The sequence below is a fragment of the Rhodococcus sp. USK13 genome (assembly GCF_018343855.1).
Lineage (GTDB): Bacteria > Actinomycetota > Actinomycetes > Mycobacteriales > Mycobacteriaceae > Rhodococcus_F > Rhodococcus_F oxybenzonivorans.
In genome coordinates this window covers 398,729-419,398 of the sequence record NZ_CP069242.1, presented here as the reverse complement: position 1 = coordinate 419,398, position 20,670 = coordinate 398,729, and the positions used below count along the sequence as shown (strand labels likewise).

Annotated in this window: 21 protein-coding genes and 1 pseudogene; 9 read left to right on the top strand and 13 right to left on the bottom strand. The window is 65.7% G+C overall.

What is annotated here, in order from left to right; genetic code table 11:
- Positions 1-81: 81 nt before the first annotated feature.
- The 3 genes from JQT59_RS04755 to JQT59_RS04745 all read left to right on the top strand — a co-directional run bounded on the left by JQT59_RS04755 (position 82) and on the right by JQT59_RS04745 (position 2,741).
- Complete coding sequence (locus JQT59_RS04755) at positions 82-1,530, top strand: HNH endonuclease signature motif containing protein (protein ID WP_213574953.1); 1,449 nt, start codon at positions 82-84, stop codon at positions 1,528-1,530.
- A 48-nt stretch (positions 1,531-1,578) separates the two neighbouring features.
- Positions 1,579-2,298, top strand: coding sequence for a GAF and ANTAR domain-containing protein (locus tag JQT59_RS04750; protein WP_213574951.1), 720 nt, complete (start codon positions 1,579-1,581; stop codon positions 2,296-2,298).
- A 71-nt stretch (positions 2,299-2,369) separates the two neighbouring features.
- A complete protein-coding gene (locus JQT59_RS04745) occupies positions 2,370-2,741 on the top strand; it encodes a hypothetical protein (RefSeq protein ID WP_213574949.1) in 372 nt (123 codons plus the stop codon).
- Between the two features lie 21 nt (positions 2,742-2,762).
- On the opposite strand, the pseudogene glgX reads toward JQT59_RS04745, so the two are convergent.
- A pseudogene (glgX, locus tag JQT59_RS04740) lies at positions 2,763-4,874 on the bottom strand (glycogen debranching protein GlgX).
- Positions 4,875-5,017: 143 nt separating this feature from the next.
- On the opposite strand from glgX, the gene JQT59_RS04735 reads away from it, so the two are divergent.
- The 5 genes from JQT59_RS04735 to JQT59_RS04715 all read left to right on the top strand — a co-directional run bounded on the left by JQT59_RS04735 (position 5,018) and on the right by JQT59_RS04715 (position 10,152).
- Entirely contained in the window at positions 5,018-5,404 is a 387-nt protein-coding gene (locus JQT59_RS04735; protein WP_213574947.1) for an Hsp20/alpha crystallin family protein, read from the top strand.
- Between the two features lie 107 nt (positions 5,405-5,511).
- Complete coding sequence (gene dnaK / locus JQT59_RS04730) at positions 5,512-7,362, top strand: molecular chaperone DnaK (protein ID WP_213574944.1); 1,851 nt, start codon at positions 5,512-5,514, stop codon at positions 7,360-7,362.
- Positions 7,359-7,976 carry a nucleotide exchange factor GrpE gene (gene grpE, locus JQT59_RS04725; RefSeq protein ID WP_213574942.1) on the top strand — a complete coding sequence of 206 codons (618 nt, stop codon included), beginning with the start codon at positions 7,359-7,361 and terminating at the stop codon, positions 7,974-7,976. The genes dnaK and grpE overlap by 4 nt, the downstream gene beginning before the upstream one ends.
- Positions 7,977-7,999: 23 nt before the next feature.
- Positions 8,000-9,175 carry a molecular chaperone DnaJ gene (gene dnaJ / locus JQT59_RS04720; RefSeq protein WP_213574940.1) on the top strand — a complete coding sequence of 392 codons (1,176 nt, stop codon included), beginning with the start codon at positions 8,000-8,002 and terminating at the stop codon, positions 9,173-9,175.
- A gap of 95 nt (positions 9,176-9,270) precedes the next feature.
- The gene (locus tag JQT59_RS04715; protein WP_249354125.1) at positions 9,271-10,152 is read left to right on the top strand and encodes a metallophosphoesterase family protein; all 882 of its coding nucleotides are present in this window, start codon (positions 9,271-9,273) and stop codon (positions 10,150-10,152) included.
- Between the two features lie 13 nt (positions 10,153-10,165).
- Here the strand turns inward: JQT59_RS04715 and folE are convergent, their stop codons facing one another.
- Positions 10,166-10,762: a GTP cyclohydrolase I FolE gene (folE, locus tag JQT59_RS04710; RefSeq protein WP_213574938.1), complete on the bottom strand. Its 597-nt coding sequence runs from the start codon at positions 10,760-10,762 to the stop codon at positions 10,166-10,168.
- Positions 10,763-10,846: 84 nt separating this feature from the next.
- Positions 10,847-11,335: a DoxX family protein gene (locus JQT59_RS04705; protein ID WP_213574936.1), complete on the bottom strand. Its 489-nt coding sequence runs from the start codon at positions 11,333-11,335 to the stop codon at positions 10,847-10,849.
- Between the two features lie 92 nt (positions 11,336-11,427).
- Here JQT59_RS04705 and JQT59_RS04700 point away from each other — a divergent pair, with 92 nt between their 5' ends.
- Entirely contained in the window at positions 11,428-12,102 is a 675-nt protein-coding gene (locus tag JQT59_RS04700; protein ID WP_213574935.1) for a helix-turn-helix transcriptional regulator, read from the top strand.
- Between the two features lie 23 nt (positions 12,103-12,125).
- Here the strand turns inward: JQT59_RS04700 and JQT59_RS04695 are convergent, their stop codons facing one another.
- The 10 genes from JQT59_RS04695 to JQT59_RS04650 form a co-directional block, all read right to left on the bottom strand.
- Complete coding sequence (locus JQT59_RS04695; protein WP_213574933.1) at positions 12,126-12,254, bottom strand: ANTAR domain-containing protein; 129 nt, start codon at positions 12,252-12,254, stop codon at positions 12,126-12,128.
- Between the two features lie 54 nt (positions 12,255-12,308).
- Positions 12,309-12,926, bottom strand: a complete 618-nt coding sequence (locus JQT59_RS04690) for a MerR family transcriptional regulator (RefSeq protein WP_213574931.1) — start codon at positions 12,924-12,926, stop codon at positions 12,309-12,311.
- Between the two features lie 101 nt (positions 12,927-13,027).
- A complete protein-coding gene (locus tag JQT59_RS04685; protein WP_213574929.1) occupies positions 13,028-13,522 on the bottom strand; it encodes a hypothetical protein in 495 nt (164 codons plus the stop codon).
- An 89-nt stretch (positions 13,523-13,611) separates the two neighbouring features.
- Positions 13,612-13,947: a J domain-containing protein gene (locus JQT59_RS04680; protein ID WP_213574927.1), complete on the bottom strand. Its 336-nt coding sequence runs from the start codon at positions 13,945-13,947 to the stop codon at positions 13,612-13,614.
- Between the two features lie 251 nt (positions 13,948-14,198).
- Positions 14,199-14,618: an Hsp20/alpha crystallin family protein gene (locus JQT59_RS04675; RefSeq protein WP_109334788.1), complete on the bottom strand. Its 420-nt coding sequence runs from the start codon at positions 14,616-14,618 to the stop codon at positions 14,199-14,201.
- 144 nt (positions 14,619-14,762) lie between these two features.
- Positions 14,763-16,178 (bottom strand): MATE family efflux transporter, encoded by a 1,416-nt coding sequence (locus JQT59_RS04670; RefSeq protein WP_213574925.1) that lies wholly within the window; start codon positions 16,176-16,178, stop codon positions 14,763-14,765.
- Entirely contained in the window at positions 16,175-17,245 is a 1,071-nt protein-coding gene (locus JQT59_RS04665; RefSeq protein WP_249354123.1) for a PLP-dependent cysteine synthase family protein, read from the bottom strand. Before JQT59_RS04665 ends, JQT59_RS04670 begins: the two co-directional genes overlap by 4 nt.
- A gap of 9 nt (positions 17,246-17,254) precedes the next feature.
- The gene (locus tag JQT59_RS04660) at positions 17,255-18,640 is read right to left on the bottom strand and encodes an alanine racemase (RefSeq protein WP_213574923.1); all 1,386 of its coding nucleotides are present in this window, start codon (positions 18,638-18,640) and stop codon (positions 17,255-17,257) included.
- Positions 18,637-19,623: an ornithine cyclodeaminase family protein gene (locus JQT59_RS04655; protein WP_213574921.1), complete on the bottom strand. Its 987-nt coding sequence runs from the start codon at positions 19,621-19,623 to the stop codon at positions 18,637-18,639. Before JQT59_RS04655 ends, JQT59_RS04660 begins: the two co-directional genes overlap by 4 nt.
- A complete protein-coding gene (locus JQT59_RS04650; protein WP_213574919.1) occupies positions 19,620-20,666 on the bottom strand; it encodes a TauD/TfdA family dioxygenase in 1,047 nt (348 codons plus the stop codon). Before JQT59_RS04650 ends, JQT59_RS04655 begins: the two co-directional genes overlap by 4 nt.
- Positions 20,667-20,670 lie beyond the last annotated feature (4 nt).

Here is a 20,670-nt window from a genome sequence, read left to right as displayed (position 1 = left end):
TCATGCCGCAAAGTCGACAGGGCTTGCGGTGGGATCGATGGGAGGGCTAAGGTAGAACATACGTTCGAATTGGGGGGTTCGATGGCGGGTGGGAATTCAATTGATGCACGCGACGCCGGGACGGTCGGTGTCGCTGACGTGCGCGCGGTGGTGGACCGCTTGCGCGTCGTCGAGCGCCACTGTGATGATGGTGTGCGGGTCGATCTACTGCGGGCGTTGGAAGAATTGAAAGCGGCCTGTGCGGGGGCTCAGGCTCGGGTAACCGCGGATTTCGCTTCCTCGCAACAGGAAGCAGCCGGGTCGGCGAAAGTCCCTGTGTCGCAGCGCGGGCGGGGAATCGCGGCGCAGGTGGGACTCGCGCGACGGGACTCACCTTGGCGAGGGAACCGGCACCTGGGCATGGCGACGGCGTTGGTACACGAAATGCCCTTCACTCTGCGGTTGCTCGAACGCGGACTGCTCAGTGAATGGCGAGCGACGTTGCTCGTCAAGGAGACGGCCTGCCTGTCCCGGGAAGACCGGACAGCCCTGGACCGCCAATTGTGTGAAGATCCGGCCACTTTGGACGGTCTCGGGGACCGTGCGGTCGCGGCCAAGGCCCGAGCATGGGCTGCAGAGGTGGACGCGGCAGCGGTGGTGCGCCGCGCCCGGCAGGCCCAATCCGATCGGCGGGTCTCCTGCCGTCCGGCACCGGACACGATGGCGTATGTGAGCGCCTTGTTGCCGGTAAAGCAGGGTGTCGCGGTGCAGACGACGTTGTCGCGGGACGCAGCCGCTCTCATCGCAGCCGGGGACGGGCGGGGTCGAGGTCAGATCATGGCGGACCTGCTCTTCGAACGGGTCACCGGCGCCGGTGCCGCTTCGGGATGTGCGGTCACGGTGAATCTGGTGATGTCCGACCACACCCTGCTCGCCGGCGGGTCCGAGCCGGCGCACCTGCAGGGGTACGGCCCCGTGCCCGCCGCACTGGCTCGGGAATGGGTCGGCAAGGGTGTAGGTGGCGAGGCAGCCGGAGGTGGCGAGGCAGCCGGAGGTCGCGAGACCGGGAGTCGTGATGCAGCTGGAGGTCGCGAGACCACGGGCGCAGCTCCGTCTGCCGAGCCAATGATGTTGCTGCGGAGGGTGTACGCGTGCCCGGAGTCGGGGGCGCTCACCGCGGTGGAGTCGCAGGCGCGGAAGTTCCCAATGGGGCTGGCGCGCATGATCGACCTGCGCGACCGCACGTGCCGCACGCCCTGGTGTGATGCGCCGATCCGGCACCACGACCACATCAGGTCGTGGCACAAGGGCGGGCCGACGTCGCTCGAGAACGGGGCAGGATTGTGTGCGGCATGCAATTATGCGAAGCAGGCTGTCGGCTGGCACGCGGCCACAGCGAAGCGGCGGCAGGGGGAGGTACACGCGTACGACTTCCTCACCCCGACCGGGCACCGCTACAAGTCGATCGCACCGCCTCTCCCGATACCGATGTCGGACGTCGTCGATCCGATTATCGGGGACCAACCCGTCGCGTACGACGAGTCGGCCTGATGGGAGGTAGGGCGTTTGCCCGACAGTGTGCCGGGGCACGCTGGAGAAATGACGCACGGAGAGGATCCAGCTCACCGCAACGACGATCCTGCGCTGATGTTGCTCGGCCGCACCCGTGCATTGTGCGAGGGGTGCCTGGACGCGGTAGGCGTGGATGGGTCGGCAATCGCCGTGTTCGCTGGTGACACCACTCGTGACCTGGTGTACGCCACCAACTCGACCGCCGAGCGCCTCGACGAATTGCAGTTCACCCTGGGCGAGGGGCCGTGCCTCGCCGCGTACCGCTCCCACAGGCCCGAGCTTCATGCCGATATGGCCGATCCCGCCGTATCGGCGCGGTGGCCGGCGTTCGCGCCGGAGCTGGTCGCGCTCGGGGTCCGCGGCATCTACGCCTTTCCGCTCGGACTGTGGAACGGGGGACGAGTCGGTGTCCTCGAGCTGTACAGCGACAAGCCCCGGACGCTCGACGGTGCCCAGTACCGCGCCGCCGAGGGCTGCGCCGCGATGCTCGGTCCGACCGTGCTCGAGGAGCTCGACCCCACTCGCTACCCGTCGGTCTGGACGGATCCGGCGTTGTTCCCCCACGGCAATGTGCATGTCGCGGCGGGCATGATGGCGAGCCAGTTACGTATCTCGCCGGCTGATGCGATCTCCCGGCTGCGGGCGATGGCCTTCGCCGAGGAGCGCAGGATCACCGTGCTTGCGGAAGACATTATCGCCGCTCGTGTGACATTTCCTCCCGAGGAGCCTCGTGGGGGGTGCGGATGAACCTGTGTGTGGGGCGCCGAAGGTGGGTAAGCGGTCCGTCGAGTCGGGTCCCTACACGCTCAGGAGAAATTATGCGCGAATTCGCAGCAGGCATCGCCGCGGCCGCACTGTCGGCTGGCATCATCCTCGTCGGAGCGGGTACCGCTGCCGCGGAACCTGTCCCCGACGGGACCTATCAGGGAACCACCGACGCGCCCGGAGGCGGACTGATCTGGAAGGGCAAGACCTTCCGGAACGGCACGGTCACCAACAATTTCGTGTTCGGTCTCAGTGGACTGAGCGGCAACTACTACGAAGATGCGGCGGGCAGAACCGTCATCGATTACGGCCCCTCGGGTCTCGGATTCCTCACTGACACGATGGTGGCCAACGGGGACGGCTCCTACACCGGCACCACGTACCTCAATGGCAATCAGGTCGGAGGTTTCCGGTTGGCGAGGTAGGACCGACAGTGCGGGCCCGGTTCAGTCGGTTCGCCTGAGCAGTAACACTGCGCGTGGGCCGACCTCGATGTCGGCTCCGGCGAGGAATATCGCCTTCGGCTGTTCGGCCTCGGGCAGTCGGGTGTCGACGACGAGCCTCCAGGACTTTCCGTACTAGATCGACGGCAGTGGAAAGGTGATGCTGTCGTGATGAGCGCTGAGGTACAGCAGGAACGAGTCGTCGGTGACGGGTAACCCGTAGTCGTCGGGGTCGGGAATGGCGTTGCCGTTGAGGAAGATTCCTACGGCACGACCGAAGTCGACGAGAGCCAGTCCTGCTCGGTCATCTCGCTTCCGTCCGGGCGCGGCCAGGCGATGTCGGGGAGGTGGTCGCGCCGTCGTTGCACGGGGCGGCCTTCGAAGAACCGTCTCCGGCGGAACACTGGGTGCTGGGTGCGTAGCTGCGCGAGCCGCCGGGTGAACGCGAGGAGGTCCTCGTCGGTTGCGGCCCAGTCGACCCAGGTGATGGCGTTGTCCTGGCAGTAGGCGTTGTTGTTGCCTTTTGGTTGCGGCCCAGTTCATCACCGTGGCTGAGCATGGGCACACCCTACGACAGCAGGAGGGTGGCGAGGAAGTTCCGGCTCTGCTGCGCGCGGAGCGCGAGTATCTCCGGGTCGGTTGTCGGGCCCTCCGCGCCACAGTTCCAGGAGCGGTTGTGGCTCTCACCGTCGTTGTTGTTCTCGCCGATGGCGTCATTGTGTTTGTGGTTGTAGCTGACCAGGTCGCGGAGCGTGAATCCGTCGTGGGCGGTGACGAAGTTGATCGAGGCGACCGGCCGTCGACGGGTGTGCTCGTACAGGTCGGCGGAGCCGGTAATGCGGGACGCGAACTCACCGAGCGTCCCGGGCTCGCCCCGCCAGAAGTCGCGGACGGTGTCGCGGTAGCGGCCGTTCCATTCGGTCCACTGGGGTGGGAAGTTGCCCACCTGGTACCCGCCGGGACCGAGGTCCCACGGTTCGGCGATCAGCTTCACCTGGCTGATTACCGGGTCTTGCTGCACGAGCTCGAAGAAACTCGCCAGCCGATCGACCTCGTAGAACTCGCGCGCGAGTGAGGCGGCGAGATCGAAGCGGAAGCCGTCGACGTGCATTTCCAGTACCCAATATCGGAGTGAGTCCATCAGGAGTTGCAGCGCGTGCGGGTGACGCACGTTGAGGGTGTTTCCGGTTCCGGTGTAATCCATGTAGTACCGCCGGTCGTCGTCTACGAGACGGTAGTAGGCGGCGTTGTCGACCCCGCGGAAGCCGAGGGTCGGACCGAGGTGGTTGCCTTCGGCGGTGTGGTTGTAGACGACGTCGAGGATGACCTCGATCCCCGCCTGGTGGACGGCCCGGACCATCGCCTTGAATTCCTGGACCTTTGGCCTGCCGGTGATCTGCTCATCGCGTACTTGGCGTCGGGCGCGAAGAAGCCAATGGTGTTGTAGCCCCAGTAGTTGGATAGTCCGCGCTCCTGCAGAAGCGCGTCGTCGGCGAAGTGGTGGACCGGCATCAGCTCGAGTGCGGTCACCCCGAGGTTGCGGAGATGTCCTAGGACGGCCGGGTGTCCGAGGGCCGCGTAGCTGCCTCTCATTTCCTCCGGTACGGCCGGATGCAGCGCTGTGAGCCCTTTGACGTGGGCCTCGTAGAGGACGGTGTCCGCGTAGGCATGCCGTGGAGGGCGATCGGTGCCCCAATCGAAGAAGGGGTTGATCACCACAGATTTCGGCATGTGCGCCGCGGAGTCCTCGTCGTTCCGGCTGTCGGGGAAGCCGAAGTCGTAGCCGAACAGTGACTGATTCCAGTCGAACCGCCCGTCGATCGCCTTGGCGTAGGGGTCGAGCAGAAGCTTGTTCGGGTTGCACCGGGCTCCCGCGGCCGGATCGAAGGGCCCGTGCACGCGGTACCCGTAGCGCTGGCCGGGTTCGATGCCCGGGAGGAAGGCATGCCAGATGAAGCCGTCCAACTCGACGAGTTCGATCCTCGTTTCGGTGCAGGCGGTGTCGAACAGGCACAACTCCACCCGTTCGGCGACTTCACTGAACAGGGCGAAGTTCGTGCCCGACCCGTCGTACGTCGCACCCAGCGGATAGGCGGAGCCCGGACGAAGCAGCATGTGCCCCCTTCGGTGGTCGGTCGAATGGAAATGAAGGCGTACGTCGAGCGAGTTTCCGGGCCGGAGGGGAATAAAACCTGAGTGTGATGCGCTCAACTTTGCACACGCTTCGCATTGACTCGTGGACGAGGAGGTCGAGGACGATGGCATCGCCAATTCGCCGACATGCCGATGTGGCACAGTCGGGCCCCTTCCGCATCTGGGACTCATGGACCCCGGCCGTGACCGTGGAGGAAACTGCCGACTCCTACGTGGTCGAAGCCGAGGTGCCCGGCGTTCCCCGCGAGAACATCGACGTGAACCTGAGCGGTAACGAGCTGTCGATTGAGGGTGAGATCACCGAACGCAAGCGTGTCGGTCTGATCCGCCATCAGACCCGACGCACCGGCCAGTTCCGCTACCGGGCGACCCTGCCGCGTGAGGTCGACGGCGACAAGGTCGCCGCTTCGCTCGAGGACGGGGTGCTGCACGTCGAAATCGGGAAGGCCGAGTCTGCGCGGGCCCGACGGATAGAGATCACCTCGGGCTGACTCGGGAGGGCTGGAAACCTTGACTGACCAGCTCGGGAGTCGGAAAATTGAGTCCAACAGGCTCAACTCTGAAACACGCAGTCTTTCCATAACTGAGGAGGAAAAAAATGGCACGCGCGGTCGGTATCGACCTCGGTACAACGAACTCGGTCGTGTCAGTGCTCGAGGGTGGCGACCCGGTGGTGGTTGCCAATTCGGAAGGGTCCCGGACCACGCCCTCCGTGGTCGCATTCGCCAAGAACGGTGAGGTGCTGGTCGGCCAGCCCGCCAAGAACCAGGCGGTCACCAACGTCAGCCGGACGGTGCGGTCGGTCAAACGCGAGATCGGCACGCCGTGGACGGTGGAGATCGACGGCAAGAAGTACACAGCGCAAGAAATCAGTGCCCGGGTTCTGATGAAGCTCAAGCGTGACGCCGAATCGTATCTGGGCGAGGACATCACGGACGCCGTGATCACCGTTCCCGCCTACTTCAACGACGCCCAGCGTCAGGCCACGAAGGAAGCCGGTCAGATCGCCGGCCTGAACGTGCTGCGCATCATCAACGAGCCCACCGCCGCGGCACTCGCCTACGGCCTCGACAAGGGCGACAAGGAACAGACCATCCTGGTGTTCGACCTCGGTGGCGGCACCTTCGACGTCTCACTGCTCGACATCGGCGACGGCGTCGTCGAGGTCCGCGCCACCTCCGGTGACAACCACCTCGGTGGTGACGACTGGGACCAGCGCATCGTCGACTGGCTGGTCGACAAGTTCAAGGCGCAGAACGGCATCGACCTGACCAAGGACAAGATGGCGCTGCAGCGCCTGCGTGAGGCGGCGGAGAAGGCGAAGATCGAGCTGAGCTCCTCGCAGAGCACCTCGATCAACCTGCCCTACATCACCGTCGACGCGGACAAGAACCCGTTGTTCCTCGACGAGCAGCTCTCGCGCAGCGAGTTCCAGAAGATCACCTCCGATCTGCTCGACCGCACCCGCGCCCCGTTCCAATCGGTGATCAGGGACAGCGGTATTGCGGTCAAGGACATCGACCACGTCGTGCTGGTCGGTGGTTCCACCCGCATGCCCGCCGTCTCCGACCTGGTCCGGGAGCTCACCGGCGGTAAGGAACCGAACAAGGGTGTGAATCCGGACGAGGTCGTCGCGGTGGGCGCTGCCCTGCAGGCCGGTGTCCTCAAGGGTGAGGTCAAGGACGTGCTGCTTCTCGACGTCACGCCGCTGTCCCTCGGTATCGAGACCAAGGGTGGCGTGATGACCAAGCTCATCGAGCGCAACACCACCATCCCGACCAAGCGGTCCGAGACCTTCACCACGGCCGACGACAACCAGCCGTCGGTGCAGATTCAGGTGTTCCAGGGCGAGCGCGAGATCGCCTCGCACAACAAGCTGCTCGGCTCGTTCGAGTTGGCGGGTATTCCGCCGGCTCCGCGCGGGGTGCCGCAGATCGAGGTCACCTTCGACATCGATGCCAACGGCATCGTGCACGTGACCGCGAAGGACAAGGGCACCGGCAAGGAGAACACGATCAGGATCCAGGAGGGCTCCGGTCTGTCCAAGGAAGAGATCGACCGGATGATCAAGGATGCGGAGGCGCACGCTGCCGAAGACTCCCGACGGCGCGAGGAGGCCGAAACGCGGAATCAGGCCGAGTCGCTGGTGTACCAGACCGAGAAGTTCATCAAGGACAACGAGGACAAGGTTCCCGATGACGTCAAGGGCAAGGTGCGGTCGGCGATCAAGGAAGTGCAGGATGCTCTGGCCGGCACCGACATCGGTGCGGTCAAGTCCGCGGTCGAGAAGCTGGCCACGGAGTCCCAGTCCTTGGGTCAGGCACTGTACGACACCCAGGCGCAGCAGGGCGGCGCGCCCGGCGGCGACGGGACCACGGGGTCCGATGGATCCGAGCAGGTGTTCGACGCGGAGGTGGTGGACGAACCCGGGAGGGAGGATGCGCGATGAGCACTGAGCGCACCAATGGGAAAGAACCACCGGGAGAACCGATTTCGATTACCGATAAACGCCGGGTCGATCCGGAGACCGGGCAGGTTCGAGAGCACACGCCCTCGCAACCCCCGGTCGCCGGCGGCCGGAGCCAGTCCGCCGCCGGTGGGAGGACGGGCGCGGCCGACGGTGGGAAGACGGGCGCGGCCGACGAGGAGCGAGTGGCGGAGCTGACCGCCGATCTGCAACGACTGCAGGCCGAGTTCGCGAACTACCGGCGGCGGGTCGAACGCGATCGGCAGGTCACCGCCGAGATCACGAAGGCTTCCGTAGCGGAGAAGTTCCTCGGGATCCTCGACGACCTCGACCGGGCACGCAGCCACGGCGACTCCGAGCACGGACCACTGCGCGCTATCTCGTCCAAGATCCGGGCAACGCTTGCGGACCTGGGGGTGGCCGCATTCGGCGAGGAGGGCGATCCGTTCGATCCGACTCTGCACGAGGCAGTTCAGCACGAGGGCGACGGGCACGAGCTCGTCGTGGGAAGTGTGCTGCGTCGCGGCTACAAATTCGGTGACCGCAAAGTGTTACGGACGGCGATGGTCACCGTGGTGGACGCTCACCGATCGTAGGCACTGTGAAAGGAGGATGCCCGGTGACGCAGCAGGAATGGTTGGAGCGGGACTTCTATGCCGATTTGGGCGTCCCCTCTGGTGCGTCGGCGGACGAGATCAAGAAGGCGTACCGGAAGTTGGCCCGCGAACTGCATCCGGACGCCAATCCGAACGACTCCCGCGCCGAGGAACGGTTCAAGTCGGTCAGTGAGGCGCACGCCGTGCTGTCGGACCCTGCCAAACGTAAGGAGTACGACGAGACGCGGCGGCTGTACAAAGCAGGAATGTTCGGTAACACGGGCTTCCGCCCAGGCCCGACCGGCACCTCGCGTATGAGCGATTTCGACCTCGGCGATCTTTTCGGGAACGGATCGCACTTCACGACTGCCGATGCCGGCTCGATGAGTGACGTGTTCGGTGATCTGTTCCGGAGTCGCCGACAGACCACCCGGACGCGCCCACGGCGGGGTAGCGATATCGAGACAGAGACGCATCTATCCTTCCGGGATGCGGTCAACGGTGCGGTCGTACCCTTGCGCATCAGTGGACCGACGGTGTGTACCACCTGTCATGGCAGCGGTTCTCGTCCAGGAACTCATCCGCGTCGGTGTCCCTACTGCGGTGGTTCCGGCGTGCTCAACCGGAACCAAGGCGGGTTCGGGTTCAGTGACGCCTGCGACGAGTGCCGTGGCACCGGCTCGGTGGTCGATTCTCCGTGCTCGGACTGTCACGGAGCCGGGGTCGCGAACCGCACCCGCACCATCTCGGTGCGCATCCCCGCCGGGGTGAGTGACGGGCAACGAATCCGGCTTCCCGCACAGGGTGAGCCGGGTCTGCGGGGCGCGCCGTCGGGCGATCTGTACGTGAATGTGAAGGTGGATCCCGACCCTGTGTTCGCCCGCGCCGGTGACGACCTGACGGTGACGGTACCGGCGACATTCAGCGAATTAGCTTTGGGCACAACGATCTCGGTTCCCACTCTCGACGGTCGTGTCAGCGTGAAGATTCCGGCTGGTACTCCGACCGGTCGCACGTTCCGATTGCGCGAGCGTGGCGTACCACGCCGCAGCGGACCACCCGGAGATCTGCTGGTGACCGTGGAGGTCGCCGTGCCGTCCCGGTTGGATCAGCATGCGGTCGATGCGCTGCGCACCTACGAGAAGGCCGAGAAGGCGGCGGGATTCGATCCGCGCGCCCACTGGCCCGGGCGCGGGTGATGCCCTAGCTTGCTGCAGTTCGGTACAAGGTTGGTACGCCGGCGGAATGGGTATCTCCTACACGATGATGGGGATTTCCGGAACGGAGGTGGGCTGTGGACAGCTTCCTGGCCACCCCAAGGCGGGTGGCGGTCGCGGGGGACTGGCACGCCGACACCGACTACGCCGTCGGCGCGATCGCCCGTGCGGGAGCACGCGCCGCCGATGTGATCGTCCAACTCGGCGATTTCGGTTACACGTTCCGCCCCACATACCTCGATAGCCTCGACGCCGCCCTCGCGGAGGAGGGCGTGGTCCTCGGCTTCGTCGATGGCAATCACGAGGACTTCGACTGGCTGTTGCAACAACCGATCGCCGACGACGGACTGCGGTACCTGCGGGAACGCATCGTCCACCTGCCGCGGGGGCTGCGCTGGCAGTGGGGTCAGCTGCGGTGCCTGGCGGTGGGCGGGGCATGCTCGCTCGACAAGATACTGCGGACCCCGCACACCTCGTGGTGGCCGCAGGAAGCCCTGAGCGCCGACGAGGTCGGCGCCATTACCGCCGCTGGTGGCGCCGAGGTGATGTTCTGCCATGACTGTCCCGCCGGAATAGCCGTCCCCGGGTCGGCTCGTCGTGAGGCCGGTGTGCCACCCGACGAGTTGCGCGCGACGGCAGAGAATCGGCAGCGACTTCGGAAGATCGTCGACGGTGTACGGCCGAACCGATTGTGGCACGGTCATTTTCACCAGCGCTATCAAAGTCTCCTCGACGCCGGGAACTATCGCACCGTCATCGACGGGCTGGGCCGCAACAGCGATCCGATCGATAACAATATGGTCGTCGTCGATATGGCGACGCTCGGCAGGCACCCCGCGGTGACACCCGCGTCCGGCGACGGGCGGGTCAACCCGTTCGCCGACGCGGACGCCGTTACCCCCACGCGGCCGCTCAACCGGGTTCTCGAGTCCAGGCACCGAGGAGAAACTCCGGCCTGACCGTGGGGCGGGGTCAGCTGTCGACACCAGCCAGGGAGAAGAACTCCTGGCGTGATCGGGGATCCTCGCGCAGCGCACCGAGCAGCGTCGACGTGACGGTGGCCGACCCCAGTGATTGCACGCCGCGCAGCGTCATACAACTGTGCTCGGCCTCGATGACGACCCCGACACCGCGGGGGCGTAGTTGTTCATCGAGCCAGTCGGCGATCTGCTTGGTCAGTCGTTCTTGGAGTTGTGGCCGGCAGGCGAAGTGTTCTGCCACCCGGGCGAGTTTGGAGAGCCCGATGATGCGCTCACCGGGGAGATATCCGATGTGGACGGTGCCGACAAACGGCAGGAGATGGTGCTCGCACACCGACCTGAGCGGGACGTTTCGGATCAGGACGAGCTCGTCGTAGTTTTCGTCGTTCGGGAAGGTCGTCAGATCGAACGCCCTGGGGGTGAACAACTCCGCATAGCCGTGGGCCATGCGCCGGGGAGTCTCACGCAGACTCTCGGAACTGAGGTCGACCCCGAGCGCTTCCAGGAAGGCCGCGGCCGCATCCTCGGCGGCAGCGAGGTTCCTTCCGGCGGCAGGGGGCAGAATGTGGAGTGTCGCGTTCGAGGTCATGACCGAGTCCTTCTGAGAGCAGTGGGGTGTCCACCCGACGGGCCCGGGGACTCGTCGAGTGGACGGGGAACTGAGGGGGTCCGGTTACGCGGCTGCGAAGTTCGTGGCCGGCGCAGTGCGTCGGTGCCACGCCGGGTCGTACACGTAGGCCAGTCGGCCGAGGGTGACTGCCGCGAGCATCAGGCCGAAGTCGCGCAGTGCGATGTCGTAGAAGCCTGGGTAGCTCAGCAGGTTGACGATGATCCCGGCGAGCCAGGCGGCGACGATATAGGCCGCGTATCGCGGTTTGATCGCGACAGCGATCCCGGCGACGATTTCGATCACTCCGACCACCAGCATGGTCTGGTGGGCGCTGAGGGGGACGATGTCGACGATCCACGGTGCCAGGTAGTTCTCCCAGGTGGTGAGCAGATTGGTGAACTTGTCGAGGCCCATGATGATCGGCAGCACGGTGAAGCCGATGCGTAGCAACAGGAATGCGCCATAGGCAGGGTCGCTGCGTGCGCGTTGCACGGCGGCACCGAGGGAATGTTCAGAGACTGCTGACGAGGAGCGTGGCGTCGGGGCGTTCATCACTGATCCTTCTGTAAAAGCAATAGGGACTGTTTTTAGAATCCGCCCGCCCGCACCTATTTGTCAATAGTTGTTGGTGATAGAGTCGAGGCATGTCCTCCACAGCCCGATCGGCTGCGCCGGCGGCTCTGGCGGCGCTGAGTAATCTGGACGATCCGTTGCGGCGCAAGCTGTACGAGTACGTGACCGAAAGCGCCACGCCGGTTTCCCGCGAGGAAGCGGCCGCGGCCGTCGAGATCGGTCGAACCCTCGCGGCCTATCACCTCGACAAGCTCGCCGATGCCGACCTGTTGACAATCAGCTACCAGCGGCCTGCCGGACGGAGCGGTCCTGGGGCCGGGCGTCCGGCGAAGCTGTATGCCCGGGCCACGAAGGAGATGGCCGTCAGTGTGCCGCCGCGGGACTACGAACTGCTCGCCCGGTTGCTCGTCTCCTCGGTGGAACAGGATGCCAGCGGAGCCGTTCGGAACGCGGTGAACGAGGCTGCGCTCGATGCCGGACGGCGATCTGCCGCCGAGTCCGGGGGCAACCTTCTGGCAGCGCTCCGAAGCTGCGGCTACCTGCCTCAGGTAGCTGACGACGGCCGAGTCGAGTTACGTAACTGCCCGTTCCATCTCGTCGCCCAGGACCATCTGGACGTGGTGTGCGGGCTCAACTTACGGCTCGTCGAGGGGCTGATCGCCGGAAGCACCGAACCCAGTGCGCGGGCCGTACTCGATCCGCGACCCGACCTGTGCTGTGTGGTGGTCGACCCTCCGGAGTCCTGACTGTCTGCCTCGACCCGAACAGCTCACGACGTCGGCGCGGTGAAGTTGCGCATGAAGTTCCGGGCTACTTTGTGAACTTTCGTGTTGGTGCGTTGGGAGATCTTGCCGAGCCGTTCGAAGGCCTGGTCGCTCGAAATTCCGTGGATGGCCATCAGTACGCCTGTGGGCGAGGCTGTTCCTCCGGTAGTTTTCTGCCGCGTCGAGGCCTATTCTTCGGCGACTTCTCGGTCGTCGTCCATGGGCACGGCGAAAGCTTGTTCCCACGCGTCGGCCTCGGGTGCGTCCCACCTGCCGGAGGTGGGCGGTATCAGCTCGGCGACTGGGGCTGCCGACTGCTGTTGTTCGAGTCTGTCGGCCTCGGGAGCGTCCCACAACGACCGCGAAGTCACGGGCTGCTCGTCGGCGATCGAGCGGCTCCCTGCATCGGTGGGGTCGGCGGGCTGTGCTTGCTCGAGCTGGTCGGCTTCCGGAACGGCATCGGAGAGGTCGATGTCCATGGTCGGTGTCCTTTCTGCTCGTAGCTGTGCGTTGTCGGCAGCGAGGCGGGTGTTGTCCCGTTGAAGTTTCTCGGTTCGTCGCTCGAGGTCCAGAATCCGGCCGATTCCGGCCAGGTTGACGCCGGCCTCTATCAGCTCGGAGACCCGCTGGAGGCGTGCTAGGTCGTAGTCGCTGTAGCGGCGGTTACCTCCGCTGGTGCGTGCCGGGGTGACCAGTCCGTACTGCTCGTAGAAGCGCAGCGTTTGGGCCGCGATGCCCGACAGTTCGGAGGCGACGGAGATGCCGTAGAGGCCGCGCCGGGATTTCGGAAGGATTTTCCTCGGCATAACGCCTCCTCGGGAGCGGAATTCTCGCTGCCTTCGATTTACCCGATAATACTACCTACACTGTAATAAACCTACAGTAAATGCTGCAGGGTATCTCGCCGTCACCGGGGCGGCAGGTCGGGGAATGTGGACGTCTCAGCCTCGAGCATGGCGTTGAGCCAGATCAGGGCCTCGACCAGAGTGGTGGCACGCACCGCTGGATCGGATTCGCGTTCGGCCGCCGCGAGCTGCGCACGGGCGGCGGCGCGATCGTCGGCCAACAACGCCAGCACCGACCGGCCTACCCGGCCCTGTCCGGGAGGCAGATCGCCGGCACCCACCGTACGGCCGGCGGTGGTACGGACCTCGAGGACGAAGGATTCTCCATCCGCCGCCTCGCCGAGGCGCGCGACGACCACGTCCGCAAGCGCGGTGACAACCCAGGTCAGTACATCCCCGTACAGGGCCGGCCCAGGCAGCGAACTCCCGGGCGACTGCACCAGCGGGGACAACTCCGCAGAGAGCGCCGCGTAGTCTCGATCGGCGACCAGCGCGATCAGATGTCCGGCGACAAACCTTGCCTCCGGATACGCCCGGCCACCGCCGTCCGAAGCCATGAGCGACGAATACCCATCTCGATGGGGAACACGCACCCAGGGCTGGATCAGGCAGTTTGATCAGGCAGGCGTTCGATACTGCACAGTCGTCAACGGTGACGCCGGACCGGCCCGGCCCGGAACATCGGTGTCGGGTCGCTCGATGCGTGGTGCCGGACGCGAATAATCGTTGGTGGGACCCCTGCACGCGGTGGCGCCACCAGGCTCTGCCGGTCGTATTCGGCGCGACGGAGCGGGTCACGGAGCACGGCGTACGCGGCCAGTAAGTGTTGCAGCGACTCGTCCGAAGGCTGGGTGTCGAGTGCGGCTTCGCGGGTGTCGGGGTGGAACTGCCGCAGTCTGCGCCGGTACGCGCTGGTGATCTCGCTCTGGGTTGCGGTGCGTGGCAGCCCGAGGATGTCGTAGAAGTCGGTGCGGGTGTTCATAATCGGCGTATCTCCTTACCGCCACCTCCACCCGCCCGCGGTCGCACTCCCCAACTCTTCGTCACGTCGGAGGGGAGCGCTGCTTTGCGCGGATCTCCGGCACCGGCGCCGCGGAAGGGGTCCAGGGTGCCGACGGGAGTGGGAGGGGGCGAGGCGAACCGGTCGTACCCACAGTCACCCACCTGAGCAGGACGACGGCCTGCGGCGTGATGTCTTCCGGTGTCATCGCGATCGCCCCTCCCCGGTCAGGGTCAGGCGTTGACTGCCTTCTTCTCTGTGTTGGTACCGATTTCGATCTTGCGCGGCTTGGCCTTCTCGGCGACTGGGATGGTCAGGGTCAGCACCCCGGCGTCGTAGCGAGCCTCGATCCGGTCGGTGTCGAGGTTCTCACCGAGGAACAGTTGCCGGCTGAACACGCCCCGTGGCCGTTCGGCCGCGACCATTTCCTTGTTTTCGTCCCGACTCGGCCGTTCGGCGTGCACGGTGAGAACGTTGCGTTCGACATCCAGGGTCAGCGAATCGGCGTCCACTCCCGGCAGGTCGAATTCGACGATGAACTTCTCACCTTCTCGCCAGGCGTCCATGGGCATCACTGCCGGGCGGGCAGCGGTACCGAGGATCGACTGGGTCAAACGGTCGAGGTCGCGGAACGGATCTGTGCGCATCAACATCGTGTCCACCTCCAGAAAACCCTCTCGTTGTGACAGGTTACCTGCAGCAGATGCTGTAGATTCGTTATAGCATCTGGCGTAGTTGAAAACAAGAGATCTGGCAAGAAAATTCCTGGTGGGAGTCCCTTTTCTAGTCCTTCCGGACTACGAAGCGGGTTGAGTCTCGATCGTTCGTAGACGCTGCTGAAACGTGCGCAGCAACATGATCGCCGCGGTCAGCAATCCGCAAGAAAGACCAATCCACATTCCGTATGTGTCGAGGCCGAAGCCGAAGGCGAACAGTAGGCCGACCGGCAGACCCACCAGCCAGTATCCGATGAGGGTGATCCCGAAGCTCGAGGCCGTATCGCCAACCCCGCGCAGCAGTCCGATACCGATGTTCTGGGCGGAGTCGGCGAACTGCTGGAAGATCGCGATCGCGAGGAGCACCGTCGCGATGGACACGGCGGTGGTGTCCGAAGTGTCCATGAACAGCGACAGCACCCAGGTCGGTGCCAGGAGATACACGACACCGACGACCGCGATGACGATTGCCGCGTGCGAGAAGGCGACTCGGGCGGTCAGACGCGATTTGATCGCCTCACCGAGTCCGACGAACCGACTGACCAGGATCGACGAACCGTGCGAGATGCCCACCGACACCTGGAAGACGATGTAGGTGAGCTGGTTGACCACGGTATGGGCGGCCAGAGCGGGAGCGCCGAAGCTGCCGATGATTACCGCGGTCACCGAGAACAGACCCGCCTCGCTGCCGTAGGTTCCGGCGATCGGGACCCCGAGACGGAGGATCGTCCGTACGGTCTCGGGCCGGGATCGGTGCATAGCGAGGCTGAGCATCGGCGACAGCACGTCGTCGCGGCGCACCATGGCCGCGAAGATCCCGAAGGTCAGCAGGTACACCAGCGAGGTGGAGACACCGATGCCCGGCAGGCCGAGGGCGGGAAGCCCGAAGGTGCCGTAGATGAAGGCCCAGTTGAGGGCGATGTTGAAGAGCACCGACAGGATGGTGATGACGAGCAGCGCCTTGGGCCGCCGCATGCCGACGGTGAACTGGCGGATCACCTGGAACCACAAACACGGCACCAGGCCCGGGGCGAGCGCGATGAGCATCGGCAACGCCATGTCGAGAACCTCGGCGTCCTGGCCGACGAACCGGAGACCGTAACCGAGCCCGACGAGCAGGATGCCGCCGAGGATTCCGGCGACCGTGGCGATGAGGAAGCTCGACCGGACGATGTCGCGAACCTCCTCCGCGGTGGCCTCGGAGGGTGTGGTGTCGCCCGTCCGCTCACCGCGGCCGACAGCCCCGGAGATGAGGTTGCCGACGGCTGTCACCAGCCCGACGCCCATGGTGCGTAACTGATTGAACAAGGTGATGGCCAGACCGCCTGCCGCGAGGGCCTGGATGCTGATCAAGCCCATCATGACGGTGTCGGTGGTGGTGAGCGCCACCTGCGCGAGCTGGGTCAGGGCGATCGGCGCAGAGAGATAGGCGAGTTCGCGACTGGTCTGCCGGTAACTCTGTGTGGGCGCGATGGTTCCTGTGCTTTCGTGTGTCATGCGTACTCGATCGGCGACTGCTCGCGGGCGGACCGGCTTGCCGGTACTCCGGCCGCATCGAGCTTCTCGTCCACGCGCAGCTCGGCGGTGAGGTCGAGGAGTTCGTGGCGTGTCATCCATTCGTCGTCGAAGACTGTATCAAGGTACTTCTCGCCACCGTCGCAGACGATCGTGACGACGGTGCTGCCGGCGGGCAGCGTCGGGAGGACATCGAGCGCGGCGAAGATGGCGCCACCGGACGAACCACCGACCATGAGCCCGTTCCGCCGGGCCAGAGCCCGAGCGGTCGCGAAGGCGTCGACATCGGACACCTTGACGCCCTGGTCGAGAAGCGAGTAATCGACTGCGGTTCCGATGGTTGCTCCGGGAGGAGTGCCGGTGCCCGACTGGTGGTACGGCCCACCGGGTCCGCCGAAGGCGATGGATCCGACGGGTTCGACACCGATGACGGTGGTCGACTGCCCGAGCCGCCGCAGTTCGCGCGCCGTCCCGAACAGCGAGCCGCCGGTTCCGACCGCGCAGACCAAGGCGTCGATCGGCGAGGCCGCGTCGTCGAGGAGCTCCGCGGCGAGGGCGCGGTAGCCCACGGCGTTGCTCGGGTTGTTGTGTTGCTCGGGGAACCACCCGTCTGGATCCGCCGCGGCCATCTGCTCGGCGAGGTCCTCACGGGCCGAGGTGGCGAGCTCGGTTTCGCCGTCCTCGGTGACGAAGTGCAAGTGGGCGCCCATTGCCCGCATGGAACGCAGCTTCTCGGCGCTGGCGTGGTTGTCGACGACGGCGGTGAAGCGGTATCCGCGTTCCGCCGCGACCACAGCCAGCCCCAGTCCCGTGTTGCCCGAGGTCGATTCGATGATGTGGCCTCCGGGACGCAGCAGCCCCGCGACCTCGGCATCGATCACCATCTGGCGCGCCATCCGGATTTTCATGGACCCGGTCGGATTGAACTGCTCGAGTTTGAGGAGATAGCGTGTCCCGTTCTCGAGGGTGCACAGCTGTAGCAGGGGAGTGGAACCGATCAGATCCGACACTCGGCTGACGACGCGGGCGGTAGTGGCAATGGTCTCCACTGTCTTCTCCTAATTGCTGGTGGGGCGGTCGAGTTCCCAGGCGGGTCGGCCGTCGACGAGTGTGATGACGACCTTGGGCGGGACGGGGGTGTCGTGAAACGCGGATTCGTTCGAGTCCATCTGGTAGCCCGCGGTGTTGTGGTACACCAGGAAATCGCCTGGGGCGGGTCGGTGCGGGAACTCGATCACTCGCCAGGTAAGCATGTCCGATTCCAGACAGGTCGCGGCCCCGACCGACGCGAAGAACGGGATGCGGTCATCGGTAGGCGTCGTTGCGGACACCAGCTGAGGGTCCGGGAGGAATTCGGTGTCGAACCACTGTTCGGACAGGCTCAGGCTCGTGCCGTTGACGACGATCATTCCGGGATCGCGTTCCTTGACTCCCAGCACGGGGAACACGGTGATCCCGGCGCGGTCCAACAGGGCGCGACCCGGTTCGGCGAAGAACGAGATGCCGTGGTCCTGGCTGAACTGGGCCAGCGATTTTCGTCCCGGCGCGGGTTCGGTGAGGATCGCGCGCAAGGCGTGCGCTCCGGTGATCGCCGAGTGGTACGGGTAGTAACTGTCGAAGCGCTTACCGGCATGAAATGCGTGGGCCGATTCGCCCGTGAATCGCTGCCAGTCCTCCTGCGGCACATAGCTGATGGGGTACCCGCCCCCGAGGCTGATGGTTCCGGGGGCGAGCCCCTGCGCGCGGGCGGCACGGAGGCGTTCGACCAGCTGGCCGGCCTGATCACGACGCTCGGGAATGCTGTACCCGGAGAGGTGGAAGCTGTACCCGAGCATCGTCACGTCAGCCGAGCGATCGAGCGCAAGCTGTTCGGCATACCGCAATTCGTCGTCGTTCATCCCGAATCGGCTGGTTTCCGGCTGCGGAAGAACACGGAAAAGGACCCGCACGCCCAGTCCGTCGGACAGGTCGGCGAGTGACCGGAGCTCGCTCGGGGAATCGATGGTGACGACGGCGTCGTGCCGCACGGCCAGAGCGAGAAGTTCGGCCGGCTTGGCGGGGCCGGTGATCAACAGGTCGCTGCCCCGCACCCCCGCCGCGAGGGCTTGACGAAATTCCCCGGCGCTGGCCACATCGATACCGAAGGTGCCCGAACGTCCGGCGCGGCGGTCGGTGGTGACGAGGTCGGCGACGGCATCGGCGAAGGCGTTCGCCTTGTTGGCCTTCTTCCCGAAGTAGACGGTCCCGTCCACCCCTGCCTCGTCGAAGACGGCCGCGAAGCTGCGGGCGTTGTGTGAAAATTGTGCCGGGTCGAGAAGATGCACGGGCCCGCCGCCGAATCCCCGCACGAGGGCGCGCAACAGCGAGCGGTCCGCGGTGACGGTGTCGGTCCAGGGGGTGGTCAATGCGGGCAGTCGCACCGACCGCAGGATGCTTCGGGTCATGACCACAACTCCAACGGGCTGCCGAGGCCTTGCTCACGTGCCTTGTGTGCGAACAGGAGCCCGAGCGCGATGTCGGTGACCACGAGTCCGCTGTTGTAGGCGAATACCCGGTCCGTCGCCGAAAGGCGGGGCAGCGCCCGGCCGGCCAGAATGTCGGGCAGTTCAGCATCCACCGAACGCAGGACTCCGTCCGGGCCGGCCATGTCGGTACCGGTGGTACGCATCTGTTCGGCGTTGGTGGCCACGACGTAATCCGCGCCCGACAGGGTCGACGGCGACAGACCGTAACCGACGAGGATGGTGAGCGCGCCAGGGGCGAGCCAGTCGGCTTCGATCCGCGCGGGCGTCGCTTCACCGGCCACAGCGAGGATCACGTCGGCCCGGCGGGCGGACGCCTCGAGATCGGTACTGACCGTGACCGTGCGGTCCGGGTACTGACGAGCCAATTCTTCTCGGACCGCAGCAATTCCGTCCGGATGTGTGCCGAAGAGTTCGAGGTGGGTGAACTGTGGGTGCGCCGTGAGCGCCAATGGCAGTGCGAACCGCCCCTGCGTTCCGGAACCGACGACGAGGACGGTGGACGCGCTCGGTGCCGCGCAGGCCCGGATGATCAGCCCCGATACGGCCGGCGTGCGCAGGGCGCCGATGCGCCCGCAATCCATCAGGGCGATCGGGAGTCCGGTGGCGTCGTCGTACAACGACAGCGTGGTGTAGTAGCGCTTGCTCGTACGATCCCGGTCCGGGTCGAACTTGTACGAGGTCTTGAACGCCACGGTGGAGCTCTGCCCGTCTCGGGCGAGCATCGAGTAGGCCACCGAGTGTTTGTCGGCGGGAGCGACGGTCAGCTTCCCGGGATTCGTCGACTCTCCCGCCGCCAGAGCGCTGTACGCCTGCTCGACAGCGGCGAGCACCTCACCGGAAGACACCTCGACCTTGTCGAGATCGCTTGCCGTCAGCGTCAGGATCGGATGTGGTGTGCTCATCGGTTCGCGCTCCTGACGGAGTAGATCGGATGAACTCCCGACGGGTCGACGACGTCCTCACCGTACCCGTCCTCGAAGTCCTCGGCGGGGGGTCGATGCCGGCCCGGGACCCGCACGTTGATGCGCTTGAGCCACCGGTCCGTGCCGTCGTAGCGGGGTGTGAAGGGAACCCGCCCGTGCACGATGACGTCGTTGTCGATCATCAGCACCTCCCCGGCGTCGAGGGAGATCGTGCGGGCATGGCGTGCGAGTTCGTCGGACAGTCGGGCGTAGGCGCGCCGATACCGTCCGGGAGCCGTGTCGAGTGGTGTGTAGGCCGGATCGTAGCGCAGGCACAGCCCGTCCTCGCCGACCCAGAGTGTCGGCAGCGCAAGGGCATTGCCGCCGGGGACCGCAGCGGGCACGCCCGCCGCCGGGTTGGTCTCGTAGGAAGCGTCCGGGAGGATCGGCACCGTGGCGCTCGCGAGTTCGACGAACTCGGCGGGTTCGAGTTCCACTTCCCGGATCGAGGAGATGGTCGTGCCGATCCGGTCGTGATTACGCATCCCGCCGAGCAGAAGGAAGTGGCACCGGCCCGGGTGGAATGCGTCCTCGGTGTGCGGTTCGAGCAGGACGGTACTGCTCGCTCCCGTCTGTTCCGTCTCGTGTCCCGGAGACGGGACGATGTTGTTGACCAGCCGGCCCTCCTGCTGGCCGGACCACCCGAAGGGGGCGCCGACGACATGCGCGAGAAGCAGCATCAGCACGTCCCACTCGGCCGTTCGGTGGGGATCCACGTCGTTCCATCGCGCGGGGGTGGGACCGATTGCCCGATCGTCGATCTCGAACCCGGACAGCACCTGGAATCCGAGTCCGCGCGGCTCCATGGTGCACGCCTCGCGGACCTCGGCGGGCAGCGTTTTCGCGATGTCCGCTGCCTCACCGATCAGATCGGGATTGTCGACGGTGCCGTACGCCGACACCACCGCCGCGAGAAGGTCTGCAGTGGCCGCCGCTCCGGCAACCGAGATGGCACGCGTGGTCAGTGTTGATGTTGTGGGCATGGAG